At 47.3% G+C, this 2508-nt stretch carries 2 protein-coding genes and 1 pseudogene; all 3 read left to right on the top strand.

Going from position 1 to position 2508, the window contains the following annotated elements; translation table 11 throughout:
* A pseudogene (locus QVO97_RS07620) lies at positions 1–302 on the top strand (ATP-dependent DNA helicase PcrA); the annotation flags it as partial.
* A gap of 157 nt (positions 303–459) precedes the next feature.
* On the top strand, positions 460–753 hold the full coding sequence (locus tag QVO97_RS07625; protein WP_022359751.1) for a hypothetical protein: 294 nt from the start codon (positions 460–462) through the stop codon (positions 751–753).
* Positions 754–1013: 260 nt separating this feature from the next.
* A complete protein-coding gene (rlmD, locus tag QVO97_RS07630) occupies positions 1014–2393 on the top strand; it encodes a 23S rRNA (uracil(1939)-C(5))-methyltransferase RlmD (RefSeq protein ID WP_022359752.1) in 1380 nt (459 codons plus the stop codon).
* Positions 2394–2508: the final 115 nt, after the last annotated feature.

Below are 2508 nucleotides of genomic sequence, written 5' to 3' on the forward strand. Positions count from 1 at the left end.
GGGGCGGTGTGAATGGTTCCGGAAGTGCTGGTTCTAGCCGCACGCTGGATCCATATAAGAGCGCTTATAGTTCCAGCAGCCGTCCAGCCAGCCCGGCACCGTCATTTGGCAAGGCATTTACGGTCCAGAAGGCCGACCATCTTTCCTACGGCGAGGGCGACCGAGTCCGCCACCTCAAATTTGGCGAGGGAACGGTGCAGAAGATCGCGGACGGCGGCAAGGATTTTGAGGTGACGGTTAATTTTGACCGCGTGGGCGTGAAAAAAATGTTCGCTTCATTTGCAAAACTGGTGAAATGTTAGACCGTGCCGTATTGTTACGGTACACGTATGCGAAAACAGTAATGCCGTATTAAAACATTTTCGCCAGATCCAATAAAAAATATAGTAAAATCGGCTGAGAGATGGTATAATAAAATCAAGAATTGCGGATCAAAACGCGGGAAAGGATGTGGAGTGTATGAATAAATTTGATATGATGAGCAAAGATGCGCTCTCCAGAGTAGAAGAGATCATGAATGCAACCAAACTGAATGAATTCCTTCACAGAAAAGAAGAAGAGGAGAAACAGAAAAACTGTATTCTCTGGATTTTAGCCATTATCGGTATTGTAGCAGCAGTTGCAGCGATTGCATACGGCGTATATCGTTTCTTTACTCCAGATTATCTGGAAGATTTCGAGGACGACTTCGATGATGATTTCGACGACGATTTCTTCGAGGATGAGAGCGACGAGAAAGAAAAGAAAGACTGATTGTGATAATTTAGTCAATGAATCAGAATAAATACTGCGCGGAACCGGAAAATCGGTTTCACGCAGTATTTTTTATGCCATAGGAAAGTTTGTAGATAAGTTTGTATTTTTTATATCTTGGAAAAAGAAAAAATTCCTGTATACTATAAAGATATGAATTAGAACCGCAGATGGAAATTAGCTGTGAGTTGAAGAAGCATTTGCAGTTGGTGATTATAGTGCGGTAAAAGCCACTGAGAGAAGGAGCTATATAGTTATCAATGAAAAAAGGTGAGATTTACGAAGGAACTGTAGAACGGATTGAGTTTCCAAATAAGGGCGTAGTTGTGATAGATGGAGAGAAAGCGATCGTCAAAAATGCGCTTCCGGGACAGAAGATCCGGTTCCGTATCAATAAAAAGCGCGGCGGTCGATGCGAGGGTATGCTTTTGGAGGTTGTCGAGCACTCAAAGTTAGAGACGGCAGAGGATGTATGCCCGCATTTTGGTATCTGCGGCGGATGTCTTTATCAGCCGATTCCGTATGAGGAACAGCTTGCGATCAAGGAAAAACAGGTTCGTTCCCTTCTGGATGCGGTATGTCCAGAATATGAGTTTGAGGGCATCTTAGGCAGCCCGCTGGTGCAGGGCTACCGGAATAAGATGGAGTTTTCCTTCGGTGATGAGGTCAAGGATGGTCCTATGTCGCTGGGAATGCACAAGCGCGGCAGTTTTTATGATGTGGTTACAACCGGCGAATGCCATATCGTGCATCCGGATTTTTGCAAGATTCTTGTCTGTACAAAAGAATATTTTGAGGAAAAGAAAGTTGGATTTTATAAAAAAATGCAGCATACCGGCTATTTGCGCCATCTTCTGGTGCGCCGTGCGATCAAGACAGGGGAGATTCTGGTCGATCTGATCACGACGACACAGACGGATACCTTTGAGGGAACCGAGGAAGCACTTTTACGGGGATGGACGGAGCGCCTTCAGGCACTTCCTATGGAGGGAAGCTTTGCGGGCATTCTGCATACCAAAAATGATACATTGGCGGATGCCGTAAAAGATGAGGGGACGGACATTCTGTTCGGACGCGAGCATTTTTACGAAGAGCTTTTAGGGCTGCGGTTCCAGATCTCGCCGTTTTCTTTTTTCCAGACGAACTCATTGGGCGCGGAGGTACTGTACGAGAAAACGCGTGAGTATGTGGGTGAGACGAAGGGAAAAGTCGTATTTGACCTTTACAGCGGCACCGGCACGATCGCGCAGATCCTCGCACCGGTGGCGGAGAAAGTAGTCGGCGTGGAGATTGTCGGGGAAGCAGTCGAGGCAGCCCGTGAGAATGCGGCGCGCAACGGACTTGGCAACTGCGAATTTCTGGCGGGGGATGTCCTCAAGGTGGTGGACGAGCTGGAAGAAAAGCCGGATCTGATCGTTCTGGATCCGCCGCGCGATGGAATCCATCCGAAGGCGATCGGAAAGATTTTGAATTTTGGCGTCAGCCACATGGTTTATGTGTCCTGCAAACCAACCAGCCTTGCGAGGGATCTGGAACCGATCCAGGCGGCAGGATATCAGGTGGATAAGGTGTGCTGCGTGGATATGTTCCCGCATACTGCCAATTGTGAGACGGTGGTTTCATTGACGCGGAAGAAATAAGATCCCAAAATGGATGTGGGAAAAATGGATGAAACAAAAGAGAATGAAATAAAACCATCCGGGGCAACGAGATGTTTGTCAGCCGGAAAGAAAAGTCGGTCACGCGTGCAAGCAT

Source organism: Clostridium sp. CAG:43 (assembly GCF_000434655.1).
Taxonomy (GTDB): Bacteria; Bacillota; Clostridia; order Lachnospirales; family Lachnospiraceae; genus Otoolea; species Otoolea fessa.

Coding starts and splice junctions, on each gene's coding strand:
- QVO97_RS07625 (WP_022359751.1), top strand. CDS start 460: ATGAATAAATTTGATATGATGAGCAAAGATGCGCTCTCCAGAGTAGAA.
- rlmD (WP_022359752.1), top strand. CDS start 1,014: ATGAAAAAAGGTGAGATTTACGAAGGAACTGTAGAACGGATTGAGTTT.